Origin of the sequence: Pseudalkalibacillus decolorationis, from assembly GCF_024609785.1 — a bacterium.
Lineage (GTDB): Bacteria > Bacillota > Bacilli > Bacillales > Fictibacillaceae > Pseudalkalibacillus > Pseudalkalibacillus decolorationis.
Map to the genome: position 1 here is coordinate 1 of NZ_JANHJQ010000004.1, position 18,243 is coordinate 18,243.

Annotated in this window: 16 protein-coding genes; 2 read left to right on the top strand and 14 right to left on the bottom strand. The window is 41.6% G+C overall.

Going from position 1 to position 18,243, the window contains the following annotated elements:
- Positions 1–277: 277 nt before the first annotated feature.
- The 3 genes from prmC to NON16_RS04900 all read right to left on the bottom strand — a co-directional run bounded on the left by prmC (position 278) and on the right by NON16_RS04900 (position 2,769).
- Positions 278–1,150, bottom strand: coding sequence for a peptide chain release factor N(5)-glutamine methyltransferase (gene prmC, locus NON16_RS04890; protein WP_257347666.1), 873 nt, complete (start codon positions 1,148–1,150; stop codon positions 278–280).
- Between the two features lie 8 nt (positions 1,151–1,158).
- A complete protein-coding gene (prfA, locus tag NON16_RS04895) occupies positions 1,159–2,226 on the bottom strand; it encodes a peptide chain release factor 1 (RefSeq protein WP_257347486.1) in 1,068 nt (355 codons plus the stop codon).
- Between the two features lie 213 nt (positions 2,227–2,439).
- The gene (locus NON16_RS04900) at positions 2,440–2,769 is read right to left on the bottom strand and encodes a hypothetical protein (RefSeq protein ID WP_257347487.1); all 330 of its coding nucleotides are present in this window, start codon (positions 2,767–2,769) and stop codon (positions 2,440–2,442) included.
- A 146-nt stretch (positions 2,770–2,915) separates the two neighbouring features.
- Here NON16_RS04900 and NON16_RS04905 point away from each other — a divergent pair, with 146 nt between their 5' ends.
- Positions 2,916–4,247, top strand: a complete 1,332-nt coding sequence (locus NON16_RS04905) for a CoA-disulfide reductase (protein WP_257347488.1) — start codon at positions 2,916–2,918, stop codon at positions 4,245–4,247.
- A gap of 410 nt (positions 4,248–4,657) precedes the next feature.
- Here the strand turns inward: NON16_RS04905 and NON16_RS04910 are convergent, their stop codons facing one another.
- The 9 genes from NON16_RS04910 to NON16_RS04950 form a co-directional block, all read right to left on the bottom strand.
- On the bottom strand, positions 4,658–5,125 hold the full coding sequence (locus NON16_RS04910; protein ID WP_257347489.1) for a hypothetical protein: 468 nt from the start codon (positions 5,123–5,125) through the stop codon (positions 4,658–4,660).
- A gap of 169 nt (positions 5,126–5,294) precedes the next feature.
- Complete coding sequence (locus NON16_RS04915) at positions 5,295–5,912, bottom strand: thymidine kinase (RefSeq protein WP_257347490.1); 618 nt, start codon at positions 5,910–5,912, stop codon at positions 5,295–5,297.
- Positions 5,913–6,414: 502 nt separating this feature from the next.
- On the bottom strand, positions 6,415–6,615 hold the full coding sequence (gene rpmE / locus NON16_RS04920) for a 50S ribosomal protein L31 (RefSeq protein ID WP_257347491.1): 201 nt from the start codon (positions 6,613–6,615) through the stop codon (positions 6,415–6,417).
- A gap of 95 nt (positions 6,616–6,710) precedes the next feature.
- Positions 6,711–7,991 carry a transcription termination factor Rho gene (rho, locus tag NON16_RS04925; RefSeq protein WP_257347492.1) on the bottom strand — a complete coding sequence of 427 codons (1,281 nt, stop codon included), beginning with the start codon at positions 7,989–7,991 and terminating at the stop codon, positions 6,711–6,713.
- A 434-nt stretch (positions 7,992–8,425) separates the two neighbouring features.
- Positions 8,426–9,394, bottom strand: coding sequence for a class II fructose-bisphosphatase (gene glpX / locus NON16_RS04930; RefSeq protein ID WP_257347493.1), 969 nt, complete (start codon positions 9,392–9,394; stop codon positions 8,426–8,428).
- 35 nt (positions 9,395–9,429) lie between these two features.
- A complete protein-coding gene (murA, locus tag NON16_RS04935; RefSeq protein WP_257347494.1) occupies positions 9,430–10,713 on the bottom strand; it encodes a UDP-N-acetylglucosamine 1-carboxyvinyltransferase in 1,284 nt (427 codons plus the stop codon).
- Positions 10,714–11,057: 344 nt separating this feature from the next.
- Complete coding sequence (gene fsa / locus NON16_RS04940) at positions 11,058–11,708, bottom strand: fructose-6-phosphate aldolase (protein WP_257347495.1); 651 nt, start codon at positions 11,706–11,708, stop codon at positions 11,058–11,060.
- A gap of 167 nt (positions 11,709–11,875) precedes the next feature.
- Entirely contained in the window at positions 11,876–12,739 is an 864-nt protein-coding gene (fba, locus tag NON16_RS04945) for a class II fructose-1,6-bisphosphate aldolase (RefSeq protein ID WP_257347496.1), read from the bottom strand.
- 430 nt (positions 12,740–13,169) lie between these two features.
- The gene (locus tag NON16_RS04950; RefSeq protein WP_257347497.1) at positions 13,170–13,538 is read right to left on the bottom strand and encodes a response regulator; all 369 of its coding nucleotides are present in this window, start codon (positions 13,536–13,538) and stop codon (positions 13,170–13,172) included.
- A 183-nt stretch (positions 13,539–13,721) separates the two neighbouring features.
- Here NON16_RS04950 and NON16_RS04955 point away from each other — a divergent pair, with 183 nt between their 5' ends.
- Positions 13,722–14,237 carry a DUF2529 domain-containing protein gene (locus NON16_RS04955; protein ID WP_257347498.1) on the top strand — a complete coding sequence of 172 codons (516 nt, stop codon included), beginning with the start codon at positions 13,722–13,724 and terminating at the stop codon, positions 14,235–14,237.
- 1,140 nt (positions 14,238–15,377) lie between these two features.
- On the opposite strand, the gene pyrG is transcribed toward NON16_RS04955, so the two are convergent.
- Both pyrG and rpoE read right to left on the bottom strand, forming a co-directional pair.
- Positions 15,378–16,976 (bottom strand): CTP synthase, encoded by a 1,599-nt coding sequence (pyrG, locus tag NON16_RS04960; protein WP_257347499.1) that lies wholly within the window; start codon positions 16,974–16,976, stop codon positions 15,378–15,380.
- A gap of 591 nt (positions 16,977–17,567) precedes the next feature.
- Entirely contained in the window at positions 17,568–18,122 is a 555-nt protein-coding gene (gene rpoE / locus NON16_RS04965; RefSeq protein WP_257347500.1) for a DNA-directed RNA polymerase subunit delta, read from the bottom strand.
- Positions 18,123–18,243: the final 121 nt, after the last annotated feature.

An 18,243-nucleotide genomic window follows, 5' to 3' on the forward strand; every position in this document is an offset into this window, starting at 1 on the left:
TCCCGTATATAAGTTTTCGGGGCTCCATCCCTTCAGCCATTTGGTTTTCGGCCCACTGTCTTGCTGTCTACGCTTAAAGATAGGAGTTACCTCCAACCCTCCAAGACTCGCTACAGGTGAATGGCTAGTTCTTACCTGATGGGGTTCCCACCCATTATGGAATATCACCTATGCTCGGACGCTCTATACTTTCTTACCTTTTAAAGAAAACTTGGCTAGCACCAAGCCTTAGCGCAGGCGATCGCCTTAGTTGCGCTTATACTATAGAAAGTATTTTTTATACTTTCTTAACGTGTGAAATAAATGCGGTTACAATTCTATCTTTTCCGTTAATATCCTTGATGATCTCAACCTTAGCACGGGGTCCGAACGTCTCTCTCAACCTATCGCCAACGGTCTGCGCCTGATCATAACCTACTTCAAATGCAATGAACGCTTTTTCAGCGATTACAGAAGGAATTTCCTCTATCAGTCTATTGTAAAAAAGGTAGCCATCCTCACCGCCAACGAGCGCCCTCACCGGTTCATGCTCTCGAACGATGGACGATAAAGCCTCAATATCCGCTTCTGGAATGTAGGGTGGGTTTGACACGATCACATCAAAATGTTCAGTACCGGACTGAAACGGCTGAAGAAGATCGCCATGGATGAAGCGAACATCGGCCTGCAGACTTCTGCTGTTTTCAGTGGCAACTTGTAAGGAAGAAAGGGCGATATCGACACCTGTTACTTGGAGTTTTGGATTTTCAAGCTTTAGCGTTACTGCGATTGCCCCACTGCCTGTCCCGATATCAACTACGTTTAACGTTTGGTCAGCCGCAAAATAATCCTTGATACGTTCCAGGACAGCAAGTACGAGCTCTTCAGTTTCAGGACGCGGGATCAGCACCTCGGGATTCACAGTAAATTTTCGCCCGTAAAACTCCTCTGCGCCAATAATGTATTGGACCGGAACTCCATTAGCATGTTGTTCGATCATTTGTTTAAAAGCGTTTATTTCGGATTCTGTTAAAAGACGATCCAGCTTTGAAAGTAGCTCACTGCGTTTCATATCGAGGACATCGCCAAGCAAAAGCTCACCAGCCCTCGCTTCCTTTCCCTCTTTCGTTAAAAAAGAAGAAGCCCAGCTCAGGGCTTCGCTCACCTTCATCCTATTCATTAAGCATCTTCCCTCATTGCACTTGTCTGTTCTTCTAAAATCAACGCTTCAATAATCTCTTCAACTTTTCCCTGAAGGATTTGGTCAAGCTTTTGAATCGTTAATCCAATCCGGTGATCCGTTACGCGATTTTGTGGAAAGTTATACGTACGAATTCGCTCGGACCGGTCCCCTGTACCAATCGCTGACTTACGGTTGGCTGCGTATTCATCTATCGCTTCCTGCCGAAACTTATCATAAATACGAGCACGCAATACTTTCATTGCTTTATCTTTGTTCTTAATCTGTGACTTCTCATCCTGACATGAGACAACGGTACCTGTTGGTACGTGCGTTAAACGGACAGCTGACATTGTTGTGTTAACGCTTTGTCCCCCTGGTCCACTAGATGCAAACGTGTCGACACGAATATCTTTTTCGTGAATATCTACTTCAACCTCTTCTGCTTCTGGTAACACGGCAACAGTAGCCGTTGAAGTATGGATACGTCCACCTGATTCTGTGGATGGAACCCGTTGAACCCGGTGTGCACCATTTTCGTATTTAAGCTTCGAATAAGCACCCTGTCCATTGACCATAAAAATAATTTCCTTGTATCCGCCAAGCTCCGTATAGCTTGCTTCAATAATTTCAGACTTCCAACCCTGAACCTCGGCATAACGGCTATACATTTTGTAAAGATCTGCAGCAAACAACGCTGCCTCGTCCCCACCTGCTGCACCGCGTACTTCAATAATAACGTTCTTGTCATCATTCGGATCTTTTGGAAGAAGTAAGACTCTCAATCGTTGCTCGAGTTCTTCATGGCGGGCCTTTAATTCTGACAGTTCCATTTTAACCATTTCACGCATCTCTGCATCGAGTTTCTCCTCAAGCATTTGTTCTGCACCTTCACGTTCTTCGCTCACTTCTTTATATTCCCGGTACGTTGTTACGGTATCCTCGATGCCTGATTGTTCCTTCGAATACTCACGCAGTTTCTTCGTATCACTGATAACATCTGGATCACTCAGCAATTGGTTCAATTTCTCATAACGATCTTCTATCGACTGTAAACGTTCTAACACACCAGCTCACCATCCCACATAATGTTCATGCCTTTTCATTTATATTCAAGTTTAAGCGATAACACCAAGTCGATGTCCCGCAATCATGTTCTGAAAGAAAGAGTTGCTTAACATTCATATTATAGTATACGTCTACAAGACCGTCAAAGGCATTCATGAAGTGAAAGTGAAGAAATACTGTTTATAGAGGTTGTTCAAAGAGTAGCGGAGGAATTAGATTTTTGCATTTTCCTTTATTCTTGCGTAGTCACTCCTACTTTGATTCATACGAATTTCAGCTGTTAACGATTCAATTACGGTTTTTTCATCGGTTACAATACTAAACACATAGGAGGATGTTGCAAAGTGTCCAAAAAACTGTGTACAGCCTTCAAATCGTCGTTTTTCCGCAGAAGTTCCTGTCGGTTGATAAGGGACAATAAAGTTTCCCATCTCTTCATAAATAGGATCAAGTGGTTCGGTTTGGAGTCGTTTTATTAAGGCTGGGATATTTTCAGGTTCAGTAGTGCTCCATTCCAGCCCGTTCGCATCAATGTATAACATATGTACAAAAACCCCTTTCTTCTTGTATGTTTCGAAAGGTAAACCGCGTTCTTGAGTGTATAATAAAAGAAGTCAGCTAAAGCAATACTGTTAATAGAGGAGTTTTCCAAAAGAACTTTATGATTATAAAAGGAGCCGTGATGATTATGCGCTATGTGATTATTGGTGGGGATGCTGCAGGAATGAGTGCGGCGATGCAAATTGTTCGCAATGAACCGAATGCTCAACTTTTAACACTTGAAAAAGGCGGGATATACTCTTATGGGCAATGCGGGCTTCCGTATGTGATCAGTGGAGTAATTCCTGAAGCAGAAGATCTGATTGCGCGGGATGTTGAAACATTTCGTGAAAAATACGGCATTGATGCAAAGACATATCATGAGGTTGAACAGGTTGATATCGAAAAGAAAACGGTACATGGGACCCATTTAGAGACCGGAGAAGATTTTACATATGAGTATGACCGCCTACTGGTAGCAACAGGAGTACGACCTGTCATGCCCGATTGGGAGGGGATTGATTTACCTGGTGTCCATTCATTGAAAACGATTCCTGATGCAAAAGCGATCATGGATGACCTTAATCACGATGTGAAACAAGTAACCATTATCGGAGGCGGCTATATTGGTCTTGAGATGGCTGAAAGTTTTGTTCATGCTGGGAAGTCCGTTCGAATGATTGAGCGAAATGAACAACTGGCGAAGATATTCGATCAAGACATGGCGTCTTATATTCACGATGAAGCGAAGAATTACGGGATTGAGCTTTGTTTCAATGAACAGGTAGAGGGATTTGAGGGTGATGAGCGAGTCGAAGCTGTTATTACCGATCAGAAGAAGTATCCAACCGATCTTGTGCTTGTAGCAATTGGTGTCACACCGAATACTGAGTTTCTTGAAAAAACGCCTGTACTGCGAAACGAACGTGGCGCTGTTGTTGTGAATGCCTATATGCAGACGAATGTCGAGGATGTCTATGCTGCTGGGGATTGTGCGACACATTACCATCGCGTTAAGAGAATTAATGACCATATTCCACTCGGCACGACTGCCAATAAGCAAGGACGAATTGCTGGTCAAAACATGATCGATCAGGCTAAGGTATTTCGCGGTATTCTTGGTACTTCCGTCATCAAGTTTATGGATCTGACACTTGGCAGGACAGGGCTTTCAGAAAGAGAAGCAAAAGCATTGAACATCCCATACGACACGATAAAAACAGAGACGAAAGACATTGCGGGTTATTATCCTGGTGCAGAAAAATTACATGTAAAGCTTTTATATAATACAGAGAATCAGCGTGTTCTTGGCGGTCAATTTATCGGAAAGCATGGTGTGGACAAACGGGTCGATGTGTTAGCAATGGCGCTTTTTCATAAAATGACCTTACATGACCTTGAGGACCTCGACCTTAGCTATGCCCCACCGTATAACGGGGTTTGGGATCCAATTCAGCAAGCAGCAAGACGAACGAAGTAAGTTATTCTCTATGATGGATTGTGAAATTGAAAAACTGATGAAGTTGAGATGAAGCACAGGTTGTAGATTTGAAGTTAGATTCCTATCCACTGAATTTGGAGATGGACCTGTATTTTCGGAGTTACGATCGTATTTTTGGAGTTACGACCGTATTTTCGGTGTTGGACCTGTAAATCTGAAGTTAGACCTATATTTTCGGAGTTACGACCATAGTATCTCTCCTCTAGAATACAAATTAAAGACAAAACGGACAAATTCTGCTTTGATCTTATCATTTTTAATGAGTTTTTAAACTTTCACTTCTTCCCTAAGACCTAAAAAAGGGAACTTAGACTCTCTCTCCGCCAACATTTAGTTGAAAAAACGTTGATTTGGAGATCAAGCCTAATCCCTAATTGTCTAAACCTTAACTATCGGTTATCTAATCGAACATGCAGATCATATCGCGGTACGGAGGTAGCAACAGCCTGTTCAATTTTGTCACGAAGCTCTTTTTGTTCTGCTTTCGTGTAGCCACGGGGGACATTCACATGGACCCAAGCATTGTTTCCGTTAATAGTAACGAATTGTGGCATTATACCACTGGCGTCCTTTGCAGCTTCGCGAATTTTATCTTGATCATCACTGATCGTAAACCGTTTAGAGGTCAAATTTCGATAGCTGTTTGGGTTTTGGTTCGTGTCATACATATTGCTACGATCTTGTCCCTGGTTCGTCATGTGATAGTTAATAATCCCATGCCCGATTAGTGGATTTTTATCTTCTTTCGTTTCATATGCAGAGGGTTCCCTGCTGGAAATATCTTCTGTAGTGGGAGACTCCATAGGTGAACAAGCAGCCAAAAGTGAAACCGCACTTAAGAAAATAGCTTTTTTCATTGATTGACACCCCCGTACAATTAGCATAACCTGTCACGTTTTAAACTATACGAGGGTTACTGGGGTTCAGGTACTCACTTGAATCCTTATCTCCAAATGGTTTTGTGGTGGGTGTCAAGCAGAGAAACATAAAGGACCAGAAACCAACGCTCGGTTCTGACCCTTCAAGTTAATATGTTGTATTCGTTTGTTCTTTCGTGTTGAGGTTCGGATGTTCTGGTACTTCATGGCAATGTCTACATCTTGGTTCGTATGATTCCGAAGCACCAACCATGATAATTGGGTCGTTGTAGGATGCTGGGTTTCCATTAATTAATCTTTGTGTCCGACTTGCAGGGCTGCCGCATACTAGACAAACAGCATGCAATTTAGTTACACTTTCTGCTAATGCAAGCAATTCAGGGACCTGTCCAAATGGTTCTCCTCGAAAATCTTGGTCAAGACCCGCTGTTATAACGCGCTTACCTCGATCTGCCAGGTGCTGAATCACATTTATTATTCCATCGTCAAAAAACTGAACTTCATCGATCGCAACGACTTCTGTATCAAATGAAACAAGGTTTGAAATGTCTTGAGAGGACTTGACAGGTACTGCTAAAACCGATGTTCCATTATGTGAAACAACAGATTCTTTACTATACCGATTATCCATTAAAGGCTTAAAAACCTGAACCTTCTGTTTTCCAAACGTAGCACGTCGAACGCGTCGGATCAATTCCTCCGATTTCCCTGAAAACATACTTCCACAGATTAACTCGACCCAACCGTCCTTTTTCATTACATACATGCCCGTCTCTCCCTTCACCAGTTACCGATCCTTCTATATGAAGTTTTCTTTGTTTCCGCTTTTCTATGATGTCTAACTTCAACGCCCAGGTATTCGAGGTCGCTTCGATTCTTCCTCAAACACATAAAGCGTGTTGTGTTCCAGAATCTCCAGCGCTTGCACTAAAGCATAAGTGCAACTAAGGTAATCGCCTAAAAGCTTGGCGTTTACCAAGTTTTCTTTATCAAACCTGAACAGGGCGTTTCCGCTTTTCTATGATGTCTAGCTTCAACGCCCAGGTGTTCGAGGTCGCTTCGATTCTTCCTCAAACACATAAAGCGTGTTGTGTTCCAGAATCTCCAGCGCTCTTCACACCTGAACAGGGCGTTTCCGCTTTTCTATGTATTCTTTCTCTATTGTAACAAATCATAAGTGTAAATAATGAAGTGTTTATTGAACACTCACTTCTTTTAAAAGTAAAAAACAGGCAAGAGGGCGATCCCCTGCCTGTTTTGAGACCTTATTATTTAAGGTTGTATTTTTTCTTAAAGCGATCCACACGTCCACCAGCGTCTGCAAATTTCTGACGTCCTGTGTAGAACGGATGACATTCGGAACAAATTTCAACGCGAATATTTTCTTTTACTGAACCTGTTTCGAATTCATTTCCGCAGGCACAAGTAACTTTCGCTAATTTATAATTTGGATGGATTGCTTGTTTCATCCTTATTCATCTCCTTCTGCCCTGAACCCTTTAGGAACAGAGTTATTTACGCACATGATGTAGTATATCAAGATTTACTACAAATTTCAACACCCTTATTTAACAGTCATTTTCCGATTTTGTCCAGTACGTTCTTTTTCAAACATATCGAAAAACTCTTGATTCGTTTTTGTTTTCTTGATTCGTCTCATAAAATGATCTGCAAAATCGTAGGAGTCATCCATTGTTTTTCGGATTGCCCAAAGATGTTCAAGATGCTCTTTCGGAATAAGCATTTCTTCTTTTCTCGTTCCGGAACGACGGATATCGATTGCAGGGAAAATTCTGCGCTCTGCAAGTTTGCGGTCGAGGTGTAACTCTTGGTTACCTGTTCCCTTAAACTCTTCATAGATGACATCATCCATACGAGAACCGGTGTCGACAAGGGCTGTTGCCAGAATTGTTAAGCTGCCCCCATCTTCAATGTTACGTGCAGCACCAAAGAAACGCTTTGGTTTATGGAACGCTGCAGGATCGATACCTCCAGATAACGTTCTTCCACTTGGAGGAATTACAAGGTTATAAGCACGAGCAAGCCGAGTAATACTGTCCATCAAAATAACGACATCTTTCTTGTGCTCAACAAGTCGCATCGCACGCTCAAGAACGAGTTCTGCAACTTTTATGTGGTTTTCAGGCACTTCATCGAACGTTGAACTTACTACATCACCGTTTACCGATCGTTCAATATCCGTTACTTCCTCTGGTCGCTCATCGATTAACAGAACAATTAGCTCTGCTTCTGGATGATTCGTTGATACACTGTGAGCAATTTCTTTTAATAACATTGTTTTACCAGCTTTAGGAGGTGCAACAATTAATCCACGCTGCCCAAACCCAACTGGTGCAATCATATCCATGATCCGAGTTGAAATGTTTTTCGAAGTCGTCTCAAGGGTCATTTTTTGCTCAGGATACAATGGAGTTAGAGCTGGGAAGTGGACGCGTTCTTTCGCAGTATCCGGGTCTTCACCGTTCACTGCTGCTACGTGTAATAACCCATAATACCGTTCGTTTTCCTTCGGAGGACGTACTTTCCCTGACACTTTATCGCCATTTCTTAAATCAAAACGGCGAATTTGAGATGCGGAAATATAGATGTCCTCTGAACTTGGTGAATAGTTGATCGGTCGCAAAAATCCAAATCCCTCAGAAGAAATGACTTCTAGAATTCCTTCCATAAATGAGAGATCTTCCTTTTCGGCTTGAGCTTTTAAAATCGCAAAAATCAGTTCCCGTTTCGTTAGTTTACTGTAGTATGAGACCTTAAACTCACGGGCCTTTTCATATAAATCTTTTAGTTTCATATTTTCTAATTGTGATAAATTTAATGACATAGTACACCACTCTTTTATTCAATTTAAATGAGAACCCTACTCGAAAAAAGGATTCGTGTTTTTTCTGAAGTTCTTTCACAATAGATCGTAATTCTTCACAAGTCATGCAAGGGACAATTCTACCTACATTTTTATTAAAAAGGAAGTCATTTACCGTTTCATCACTGTTGACCTAGGAACATGCCTTCGGAAGGAAAAATGTTGTATGAAGTGATTACAGAAGTAGAGTTTGTTGAAGCAAATCATAAAGCTACTCTTATTTTACCCAATTTCACATCAATTAATCAAGAAAAAAGAGGTTGGCCTATTAAGAGTATCTTCTTGACCCTATGCAGGCCATCCTCTTTTTATACTTTTCTAACGTATGAAAAATAGAATAAGTTCGTCTTCCCTATCGCCTTTTCAATAAAGCTCTAGCGTGCTCAATATACTTTTTATGGCTTGATTACAAGATTAGGCTTCTTCTTTAGACTATGCCGACCATCAATAAAGCGGACCGTACCTGATTTAGCCCTCATAACAACGGATTGAGTTGTTCCGGCTGTTCCTTTAAAGCGGACTCCTTTTAAAAGCTCACCGTCTGTTACACCGGTTGCCGCAAAAATAGCATCTTCGCCTTTGACAAGATCGTTCATCATAAGCACACGACTCACATCAGAAATCCCCATCTTTTTGCAACGTGCGAGTTCCTTATCATCTTGAGGCAGCAGCTTTCCTTGAAGCTCACCGCCGAGACATTTGAGTGCTACAGCAGCCAAGACTCCTTCAGGGGCTCCGCCGCTTCCAAATAAAATATCCACTCCAGTATCTTCAAATGCGGTGTTAATAGCAGCAGCAACATCCCCGTCCTGAATTAATTTAATTCGGGCTCCTGTATCACGGATTTCTTCAACAATCTGCTCATGACGTTTTCGATCCAGTACCACTGCTACAATATCTTCGATGTCTTTATTTTTCGCTTGGGCCACTGCTTTTAGGTTGTCAATAATTGGAGCGTTAATGTCTACTTTACCAACAGATTCAGGACCAACTGCAATTTTCTCCATATACATGTCCGGTGCATGAAGGAGGTTGCCGTGATCTGCGACTGCTATGACTGCCAATGCATTCCATGTCCCACTGGCAACGATGTTCGTTCCTTCTAAAGGATCAACTGCAACATCGACACGAGGGCCAAATCCAGTCCCAAGCTTTTCGCCAATATAGAGCATTGGTGCTTCATCCATTTCACCTTCTCCGATAACTACGGTTCCTTTCATCGGTACTGTATCGAAAACATCACGCATGGCAGATGTTGCTGCATCGTCCGCTTCTTCCTTACGACCTCTTCCCATCCATCGTGCAGATGCAAGAGCTGCAGCTTCTGTGACACGAACAAGTTCCATTGATAAACTTCTTTCCATACCTTTCCCCTCCTACAGTAATTCTCTCTTAGCTACTAGGTAGCTTTTTGGACTTCCTCTTCCATGTCGAAATTTTCACGCCAAACCTTCGCACCAAGCCCTTTGAGCTTTTGAACGAGATTTTCATAGCCGCGATCAATATGTTCTAATCCCGAAACCTCTGTTACTCCCTTAGCCATTAACCCTGCAACAACTAATGATGCACCTGCCCTTAAATCAGATGCCTTTACTTTTGCACCTTCTAATGACGAAGGTCCGTTTATAATTGCAGAACGCCCTTCCACTTTAACATTAGCCCCCATACGACGCAGCTCGTCGATATGCTTGAAACGAGAACTGTAAATCGTATCGGTTACAATGCTTGTCCCTTCCGTACTTGTTAAAAGAGCAGTAAACGGTTGTTGTAGGTCTGTAGCAAATCCAGGATACACGAGCGTCTTGACATCGACACTGTTTAAACGATCGCTCCGTTTAACATATACCGAATCATCGGACTCATCGATATGAATGCCCATTTCTCTAAGTTTCGCAATCAATGACTCAAGGTGCAATGGAATAACGTTGTCGATCGTTACACCATTCCCCATTGACGCTGCCATAATCATATATGTTCCAGCTTCAATTCGGTCTGGAATGATGGAATGACGGCAACCATGCAGTTCGTCCACCCCATCAATTCGAATGACATCAGTACCCGCGCCTTTAATTCGTGCACCCATGCTTGTAAGCAAGGTGGCTACATCAATAATTTCTGGTTCCTTTGCAGCATTTTCAATAATTGTACGTCCTTTTGCGCGAACAGCTGCAAGCATAATGTTGATGGTTGCGCCAACACTAACTACATCTAAGTAAATTCTAGCGCCAACAAGTTCGTCAGCACGCAAATAGATCGCACCCTGCTCATTCGTCACTCGAGCTCCAAGTGCTTGGAAACCTTTTATATGTTGATCAATTGGCCGTGGACCAAGGTTACATCCACCTGGGAGTCCGATGACAGCCTTTTTAAATTTGCCAAGCATCGCGCCCATCAAATAATACGAGGCTCTTAGTTTCTTTACCTTTCCATTTGGAAGCGGCATCGAGATCATATTTTCTGGATTCACAGTGAGTGTATTGTCTTCGAGCACTGCTTCACCACCAATTTCCTCTAGTAAATCACGTAAGATGGCTACATCCGAGATGCTTGGGAGATAGTCAATCGTAACAGTCGAATCAGCAAGTATAGCAGCAGGGATTAATGCTACCGCACTGTTTTTAGCACCGCTAATTTGAACCGTTCCTTCTAATGGATGTCCACCTTCAATCATTAATTTCTCCATTGTCTTCTCCCTTCCTAGTCGTAAGAAGTCTATGTTGGCTTATCATTATTGTAAGCAAAAACCATCGTTTCATCCAATATTTTCCGGATTTTTTAAGATAGTCTTCTTCTTTTTAGATTTGATGTAACAAAAGGCCAATCTCTACAATTACTGTTGCCTAACATTCTCCTGGAAGTCTGATACATGAGAAGCCCTTTGAATGGTTTTGCAATCGCTTTCGTTTTTTGGGAATAAAAAGAAACGGGAAGCACACAGAATAGCATTGAGAATACTACCGAATAGCGGATCGGTTCCATCATCAAGTTACCGACTTTGCCAACCCTGTGTTTATCCCTTTACTTTTTTCAGCCTTGATTTTGAGCGCTTTTCCAATCTGCTAGGAATTTTTCAATACCTTGATCGGTTAATGGATGTTTGATTAATTGGGAAAGGACTTTTGCTGGTATCGTGGCAATGTGTGCACCGCGAAGAGCAGCTTCTGTAACGTGGATCGGGTGTCTGATAGATGCTGCAATAATTTCTGAAGGAATGTTGTGTACAGCAAAAATTTCTGCAATTTCAGATATTAAATTCAGTCCATCCTGACCGATATCATCAAGTCTACCGAGGAATGGTGACACGTAAGCAGCACCTGCTCGAGCAGCTAATAATGCCTGGTTAGCTGAAAAAATCAGCGTTACATTTGTTTTGATTCCTAATTCCGAAAACGTTTTAACTGCTTTCAAACCATCCATTGTCATCGGCACTTTAACGGTAATATTAGGTGCGATTGCGGCAAGTTCTTTACCTTCTTTAACCATTTCATCGTAAGTTAAACCAATTACTTCTGCGCTGACAGACCCTGAAACAAGCGATGTAATTTCTTTCAGGCGTTCATGAAAGTCTATACCCTCTTTCGCAACAAGTGATGGGTTTGTCGTTACCCCTGCAAGAGCTCCTAGATCGTGTGCTTCTCGAATCTCATCTATGTTTGCAGTATCGATAAAAAACTTCATCAATTCCACTCCTCTTTCGCCTGACTGATGTTCCAGATTCCTGTTCATCACATAGAGTTAAATAGATCAGTAAACATCAGTGTTTAATACAACATTGAAAAATTAATGTTGATAAAAATGAAGGAGTCTGACCCATGAAGAATCAGCCCCATCTAATATTCTTTAATTTATGCTTTATTGGAAGAACCAAACTCACGCATTTTTCCTTTAACTGTTTCCTTAATCGCATCACGTGCAGGTCCTAAATACTTACGAGGATCAAATAGTTCTGGTTTTTCGCTTAAAACTTCACGTACTGCTTTTGAAGCAGAGATTTGGCTTTCTGTATTTACATTAATTTTTGAATGACCGTAAGAAATCGCCTTCTGGACGTCCTTAGTCGGAATTCCAGTTCCACCATGTAGAACAAGCGGTACACCTGTAAGTTCGTTGATTTCTTTCATGCGATCAAATCCAAGGTTTGGCTCCCCTTTATAAGGTCCATGTACAGAACCAAGTGCAGGGGCAAAACAGTCGACACCCGTTTCGTTAATTAGTTTTTCACATTCAGCTGGAATTGCATAGGCCGCTTCTGCATCTTCAACAACAAGATCATCCTCTTGACCACCAATGCGACCAAGCTCAGCCTCTACTGATACTCCAACCGCATGCGCAACCTCCACTACCCTTTTCGTAAGAGCAATGTTTTCATCAAGTGGGTAATGTGATCCGTCAATCATAACAGAAGTAAACCCTGCATGAATCGCCTCTACACACTTTTCAAAACTAGATCCGTGATCAAGATGAATCGCTACAGGTACGGTTACGTTATAATCTTCCATTAATGCTTCGACCAACTTGACCACGGTCTTGAAACCACCCATATAACGAGCTGCACCCTCAGAAACACCGCAAATTAATGGGGACTTTTCCTCTTCTGCTGCTTGAAGAATAGCTTGTGTAAATTCCAGATTGTTCAGGTTAAACTGACCGACTGCATATCCTTCAGCCTTACCCTTTTCTAACATCTCTTTCATTGAAACTAAAGGCATAACTAATTTCCTCCTTAAAAACGGGCTTATATATCCCTTATATTCTACATGATGGAGCATCTACTCCACATCATTTCTAGCTAACAAAACCAATTATAGCATATCAATTTTAAGGAGGAACCGCAATGTATCACGCCTTTCACTGTGTAAACGCTACCATCGAACTTATGCCTGTATAATTAATAGTTTATGATTTTTTAAAAAAGCGGAAGCGCCCTCGAACACCTGGGCGCTGTAGCTAGACATCACAGAAAAGCGGAAGCGCCCTGTTCAGGTGTGACAAGCGCTGGAGATTCTGCAGCACAACACGCTTTTTGTGTTTGTGGAAGAATCGAAGCGACCTCGAACACCTGGGTGCTATAGCTAGACACCCATCTATGCAGCAAATTTCCATACTTTCTTTGCTTGCAAAAAAGCTCGAACTACTGCTTTACGACCGTATTGGCAAATGTTTCCTGACTACATCACGAATTTCATCAATATCGAAAGGCTTGGCAAAATGAGTAATCGCCCCCAGGTCCATTGCTTCATGAATCATGTCCAATTCACCATAGGCAGTCATAATAATGACGTTTACACTTTCATCAACTTTTTTTACTCTGCGTAAAATTTCTAGCCCATCCATCCCAGGGATTTTCATATCAAGAATGAGTAAATCCGGTTTTTCATTTTTCACGATTGATAATGCCTGAACACCGTTTGCTGCTTGATACGTTTGATAGCCTTCTTTTTTAAAAATTTCATTTAGCAAAATCCGTATTCCGTATTGATCATCGACGATTAAAATTTTACCTTTCATTACAATATCACACCCTAATTTCATGTTGATGTTAGTGCATTCATCTGTATCTATTAATGTATTTCGTGAAGTATCTACAAAATCCTTCTGTGTCAACAAAATATTCCAATTTTCGCACTCGCGATGGATTACGTTTCATGCTGATGCAGAGGGCGGTTATACTAGCAGTAGAGGTGAGAAAAGATGTTAAAAATATTTACAACCCAATTGTTTGGGGTCTTTCGCAACATCCAAGAGAAGAATGAGGAGACCATCGAGGATTGTTCACGGTTAATCGCCCAAACGGTTACAGCCGGTGGGAACATATATCTTAAAGGATTCGATGAACTAGGAGCAGTTACAACCGCAGCAATTGTAGGTGACGAAAAACTTCCGAGTGTCGCCCCTTATAATAACGAAATGAGTCTCGGACCTACCGATTGCTTACTTATTTTTACCAAAACAAGCGATGATCCGCGCTTAGAGGAAATGTTAGCAATAGCCCATCGTTCAGGGGCTTCTTTCATAACTGTTGGTGCCATTGTCGAAAATGAAGAACTCATAAATAAGGACTTCCATATCGACACGACCCTTGTCCAAGGTCTTGTCCCAACAGAAACAGGAGATCGTAGCGGATATCCGACTGTAATGTGCGGGCTCTACATTTATCATGCACTCGTTTTTAATACACTCGAAATGCTAGAAGAATACAACGATTAATTTAATATAATAAAAAATATTATTAATTTTAATATTTTAGAAGGAATATGTTAAGTAGTGCAGAATTACTATCTTTAGAACGAAAATTGTCGTTCTACCCGCCTATATGCCCAACAGTCAAATCCCATAACCCTCCCATTCACAGCCCACACCCCTTAACTCCTCAAACAATGGACGTTTGCGAAGTGTTCATTCCAAAGTGAACACAACTCGATTTGATACTGCTTACTTGACTGTAACAGGGTCCACAATACATATGTGGTACGGACCAGAACTGGTTATATTCGATTGTTCCCCCTCGACCAATCGATATAGCCTTTTTTTGGTTGTTCATAAGGTTCGTTAATGGTGCAAAGGGGCTAACTCAAAAGTTTGCAACAGAACTTTTTTGATCAGCCGCTTTTTAGATTAGACATTTCGGTTCCGGTCCTTACTAAGAAGAGAAAAGACTCTCCACCATCCTGTGGGTGGTAACGTTTCGCGGCAAAAACCATCTCCGCGGCATATAGCCAAGTTCCGCGGCAAAATCAACTTTATCGCGCCAAGTTGCCTCGGTTCCGCGGCAAACTATCTTTTCACGGCTAAATTCTTTGGTGAAGAACCGGAAAAAACCTGACTTTATACGTTTTAAGGACGTTTTACACGTGTTTTGTAATCGTTCCATAAAATAGGGCCCATAAACTGAGATAATGACTTCAAAACAGAGAATTCAGGCATCTGCAACACAACATTTTGACGTTATTAAACCTAGATATTACAAAAACTACGTTAGACGTATGGATCCGGATACTTTTGAGTCAGCCCCTTTGATCAGCCTATTTTATTTCAGTGGTTTAACTGCTGGCAAATACTTAAATCTAGCAGGAAGATCGCTTATTTGGCTATAAACTCGAGTTGGCTAGAAATGTGTTGCAGCTAGAGAGTGCATTTATGCATTCAAAAAAGGACGATCCACAAAATGGTTCGTCCTTTTCTTTCAAGTAAAGAAAGTATAAAAATTTGCTGCATAGAAGTGATGTCTAGCTTCAGCGCCCAGGTGTTCGAGGTCGCTTCGATTCTTCCACAAACACAAAAAGCGTGTTGTGCTGCAGAATCTCCAGCGCTTTTCACACCTAAACAGGGCGCTTCCGCTTTTCTTGTTTATTTTTTTAATGAAGCGCGGATAAAGTCACGGAATAATGGCTGCGGGCGAGTTGGTCTTGATTTAAACTCTGGATGGAACTGACATGCCACAAACCATGGATGGTCCTTCAATTCAATAATTTCAACAAGTCTGTCGTCTGGACTTGTGCCAGAAAAGAGGAATCCGGCATTCTCCATCTCTTCACGGAATTCGTTATTAAATTCATAACGATGACGGTGTCGTTCGTAAACCACCGCTTCTTCATAAGCAGCCATTGCATTTGTATCCTCTTGCAGCTTACAAGGATAAAGGCCGAGACGAAGTGTTCCGCCAAGATCTTCAATATCTTTTTGTTCAGGAAGCAAGTCAATGATCGGGTGTGTTGTCATAGGATTAATCTCTGCAGAGTGCGCATCCTTGTATCCCAATACATTGCGAGCAAATTCAACGGATGCGAGTTGCATACCAAGACAAATGCCAAACATCGGAACCTTTTGTTCACGTGCGTAACGGATGGCTGCAATTTTCCCTTCGATGCCTCTATCTCCAAAGCCACCAGGGACAAGGATTCCATCAGCACCCTTCAACAGCCCCTCGACATTTCCTTCTGTCACAGTTTCAGAATCGATCCAATCAATTTCAATATCGGTATCGAACTCATAGCCAGCATGTCGAAGTGATTCTACAACAGAAATATATGCATCTGGTAACGATACGTATTTCCCAACTAAGGCAATTTTTGTAGTCGTTTTCAGATTACGTACTTGGTTAACAAGTGCTTTCCATTCCGTCATATCTGCTTCATTACAATCGAGCTTCAAATGTTTACAAACAAGCTTGTCCAAGTTTTGCTTTTGGAGGGCGAGGGGAACCTCATACAACGTATCTGCATCCATAGCTTCGATAACTGCATCAGAATCAATATCACAGAATAATGCAATCTTGTCTTTCATATCTTGTGCGAGCGGCATTTCATTACGAACGACAATGACGTTTGGCTGTATACCAAGACTGCGCAGCTCCTTCACACTATGTTGTGTCGGTTTAGTTTTCATTTCACCCGCTGCTTTAATATATGGAACGAGCGTACAATGGAGATACATCACATTTTCCGCACCGACATCACTCTTAATTTGTCGAATTGCTTCTAAGAACGGCAAGCTTTCAATATCCCCAACTGTGCCTCCTATTTCAGTGATAACAACATCAGCCTTCGTTTCTCTTCCGGATCGGAAAACACGTTCCTTAATTTCGTTCGTAATGTGCGGGATGACCTGTACAGTTCCGCCTAGGTAATCCCCTCGACGTTCCTTTTTTAGTACCGTCGAATAAATTTTCCCTGTCGTTACATTGCTGTATTTATTTAGATTAATATCGATAAAACGCTCATAGTGCCCTAGATCAAGGTCTGTTTCAGCACCATCGTCGGTTACGAAAACTTCCCCATGCTGATATGGGCTCATCGTTCCAGGATCGACGTTGATGTATGGATCGAACTTTTGAATCGTTACACTGATTCCTCTATTTTTCAGAAGACGGCCTAGTGATGCTGCCGTGATTCCTTTTCCGAGTGAAGATACTACTCCCCCAGTAACAAAGATGTACTTTTTACTCACGTTTAGTTCCCCCTAGAGATCGAGTTTGATTTTCGTGTCTAAAATTCTCTCTTAACAGTATGCCGAATATACCTGCTTTCAAAACGGAGTGCTTGCAGTCTTCTATTTTTAGTTTCATTCGGTGACTTTTTGAACATCCTTCAATAAGAGTTCAAAAATTGACGAATCAGAAACAAGAAGTTCAACTAGTTCGTAACGTCCTGTTACAACGTTGAACTGACTCACATCGTGTGAGCCCAAGGCACGACAGTTTTGAGGACCAGAACGTATATATAATACGTGAGGCCCGGAAAAACCGAGTAACGCAGAAATTCGCCGTTTATCAACGAGCAGTACTTACATATAAACTACGAGTTGTACCGAGGAAGCTTACATCCTAGAATACACTTGTAGACGCAGGTACATGGGCTCTTGGTGACTTTTTGAACATCCTCTAACAAATAAAAAAAAACAAAAGCGACACCAACCCTACAAAAAAAGGGGGGCACTTTTGTTTTGATATCAAAATGGGTTATTATTCAATTTAAAAATAGACTATAAGTAAAGCCCAAAAATGATTCTATCGGCTTTCCTCATAATTGTCAAGGTCAACTATTTATCTTTCTTCGCGTCATCTTCTAAATCGTACTCATCTTCATACTCTTCTTCATCTTCATCTTCTTCGTCATCATCACCATCAGTTTCCACTTCACTATCGACTGGATAATCGATAAATTCTTCGTCTGCAGCGTCAACATCTTCTTCGTCATCATCTATATTGTCTTCATCAAGGTCATCATAGTCTTCTTCGAGGTCTTCATAGTCTTCAAAATCCATATCGTCATCGCCGGCCTTCGCCTTGGCCTTTTTACGCTTTTTTGGTTTAATTGTTGTAGCAAGTTCTTCCTCACTACTTTCGACCGGATACCATGATTTTAATCCCCATTGATTGTCGCCGATACATACGAAACGCCCATCAATATTAATGTCGGTGTAAAATTGAGCAATGCGTTGTTTTTGCTCCTCTTTGCTCATTTCACGGATTTTTGCTACCTGATCCGCTAATTCAGTGAATGGAACTGGCTTCTTAGTTTCTCGAAATATAGTAAGTGCGATGTCAAGCATAGAAACTTCTTTTATTTCTTCCTTCGTATACGTATCCAACATACAGGCACGTCCTTTCTACTCATCTATCGAATCAATTGGTCCTATAAGAGGTTGTTTATAGTGGCCAATTGGCAAACAAAATTCAATCATACCATTCATTATAAACAAATTTTCGGAAGAT

What these genes read in the sequence shown, in the direction of transcription:
- fsa (WP_257347495.1), bottom strand. Translation starts at nt 11,708, where the DNA reads ATGAAGTTTTTTATCGATACTGCAAACATAGATGAGATTCGAGAAGCA.
- NON16_RS04915 (WP_257347490.1), bottom strand. Translation starts at nt 5,912, where the DNA reads ATGTATGTAATGAAAAAGGACGGTTGGGTCGAGTTAATCTGTGGAAGT.
- glpX (WP_257347493.1), bottom strand. Translation starts at nt 9,394, where the DNA reads ATGGAAAGAAGTTTATCAATGGAACTTGTTCGTGTCACAGAAGCTGCA.
- rpoE (WP_257347500.1), bottom strand. Translation starts at nt 18,122, where the DNA reads ATGTTGGATACGTATACGAAGGAAGAAATAAAAGAAGTTTCTATGCTT.
- murA (WP_257347494.1), bottom strand. Translation starts at nt 10,713, where the DNA reads ATGGAGAAATTAATGATTGAAGGTGGACATCCATTAGAAGGAACGGTT.
- NON16_RS04910 (WP_257347489.1), bottom strand. Translation starts at nt 5,125, where the DNA reads ATGAAAAAAGCTATTTTCTTAAGTGCGGTTTCACTTTTGGCTGCTTGT.
- prmC (WP_257347666.1), bottom strand. Translation starts at nt 1,150, where the DNA reads ATGAAGGTGAGCGAAGCCCTGAGCTGGGCTTCTTCTTTTTTAACGAAA.
- rho (WP_257347492.1), bottom strand. Translation starts at nt 7,991, where the DNA reads ATGTCATTAAATTTATCACAATTAGAAAATATGAAACTAAAAGATTTA.
- NON16_RS04900 (WP_257347487.1), bottom strand. Translation starts at nt 2,769, where the DNA reads ATGTTATACATTGATGCGAACGGGCTGGAATGGAGCACTACTGAACCT.
- NON16_RS04950 (WP_257347497.1), bottom strand. Translation starts at nt 13,538, where the DNA reads ATGAAAGGTAAAATTTTAATCGTCGATGATCAATACGGAATACGGATT.
- NON16_RS04955 (WP_257347498.1), top strand. Translation starts at nt 13,722, where the DNA reads ATGTTAAAAATATTTACAACCCAATTGTTTGGGGTCTTTCGCAACATC.
- NON16_RS04905 (WP_257347488.1), top strand. Translation starts at nt 2,916, where the DNA reads ATGCGCTATGTGATTATTGGTGGGGATGCTGCAGGAATGAGTGCGGCG.
- fba (WP_257347496.1), bottom strand. Translation starts at nt 12,739, where the DNA reads ATGCCTTTAGTTTCAATGAAAGAGATGTTAGAAAAGGGTAAGGCTGAA.
- rpmE (WP_257347491.1), bottom strand. Translation starts at nt 6,615, where the DNA reads ATGAAACAAGCAATCCATCCAAATTATAAATTAGCGAAAGTTACTTGT.